Source organism: Schnuerera sp., from assembly GCF_035459645.1.
Classification (GTDB): domain Bacteria; phylum Bacillota; class Clostridia; order Tissierellales; family Tepidimicrobiaceae; genus Schnuerera.
This window is the reverse complement of record NZ_DATHXO010000391.1, coordinates 1-1780: the sequence shown is the minus strand read 5'-3', so window position 1 is coordinate 1780 and position 1780 is coordinate 1. Positions and strand designations below refer to the sequence as shown.

The following is a 1780-nucleotide window of genomic DNA, read 5'->3' as shown; positions in this document are numbered from 1 at the left end:
GCGTATTCTATAGCTCTAGTTTCTCTAATAACGTTTACTTTTATTTGTCCAGGGTAATCAAGCTCTGCTTCAATTTTCTTAACTATTTCTCTAGCTGTAAGAATTATTTCATTATCTTTAACATTTTCAGGCTTAACCATTATTCTTAATTCTCGGCCTGCCTGTATAGCATATGATTTTTCTATACCATCAAAGGAATTAGCAATTTCTTCTAGTTTTTCTAATCGTTTAATATAAGCTTCTAAAGTTTCTCTCCTAGCACCTGGTCTTGCAGCGGATATAGCATCTGCTGCTTGTACTAGTACTGCTTCTACTGTGCTAGGCTCTATGTCACCATGATGAGCAGCAATACAATGCAGTATTTCTTTAGATTCCTTATATCTTCTAGCTAAATCTACTCCTATATCAACATGAGGACCTTCTACCTCATGATCTACAGCTTTACCTATATCATGAAGAAGCCCCGCTCTTCTAGCTATCTTTATATCGGCACCTAATTCTGCAGCCATAACTCCGGAAAGATGAGCTACTTCAATAGAATGTCTTAAAACATTTTGGCCGTAACTGGTTCTATACTTTAGTCTTCCTAGAAGCTTTATTAATTCAGGATGGAGGTTATGAATTCCAGTATCAAATGCAGCTTGTTCTCCTTCTTCTCTTATAACATTATCTACTTCTTTCTTTGCTTTTTCAACCATCTCTTCAATTCTTGCAGGGTGTATTCTTCCATCAACAATTAGTTTTTCAAGAGCAATTCGTGCAATTTCTCTTCTAATAGGGTCAAAACCAGACAAAACTACTGCTTCAGGAGTATCATCTATTATTAAATCAATACCTGTTAAAGTTTCCAGGGTTCTGATATTTCTACCTTCTCTACCGATAATTCTACCTTTCATTTCATCATTAGGTAAGGAAACAACAGTTACAGTAGACTCTGTAACATGATCAGCAGCACATTTTTGAATAGCACAAGATATAATTTCTCTTGCTTTCTTTTCTGATTCTTCTCTAGTTTTGTTTTCCATCTCTTTTATAAGAAGAGCGGATTCATGTGCTATTTCTTTTTTAATATCATTTAATAATAGCTCTTTAGCTTCATCGGAGGTAAGGCCTGAAAGTCTTTCTAACTCCTCTACTTGTTTATTATACAATTCTTCAATAAGATGTTCTTTTTGATCAATCTCCTTGAATTTTCTATTCAGAGTATCTTCTTTTTTCTCTATGGATTCAAATTTTCTATCGATAGATTCCTCTTTGTGTAATAAACGTCTTTCTTGTTTTTGAATTTCAGTCCTTCTTTCTCTGTTTTCTTTTTCATTTTCAATTCTTATTCTGTGAATTTCTTCTTTCGCTTCTAAAAGAAGCTCTTTTTTGTTTGTCTCAGCATCCCTATTTGCATCTTCAACAATTTTTTTAGCTAATTCTTCAGCATTTCCAATTTTCCTTTCACCAATGGTTTTTCTTATATAAAAACCAATAATGATCCCTATAATAGCAATTAAGATATTAATTATAAGATCAATAACGATGCACCTCCTATTCTATTTAGTTTTCAAGTTTCATACCACATATTCTTTTTAAATAAGATCATTAGGTAAAAATATAAACCGACTAGCCTAAGCTTTCGGCTTATATAGCATATACATATGATTTTATATATCTTGGTACGATTACATTTTATTACTTTTAAATAAATATGTCAAGAGTATTAATTAGGTGTTATCTTCTCTACTTTACTTTCAGTGCCTTTCATACTAACTCTATAAGCCTGTGTACCAAT

At 32.4% G+C, this 1780-nt stretch carries 1 protein-coding gene; it reads right to left on the bottom strand.

The annotated features are described in order from the left end of the window. Window positions 1–1529 (bottom strand): ribonuclease Y (gene rny / locus VK998_RS09225; RefSeq protein WP_325227833.1); only part of this gene is annotated, 1529 nt, incomplete at its 3' end. Window positions 1530–1780: the final 251 nt, after the last annotated feature.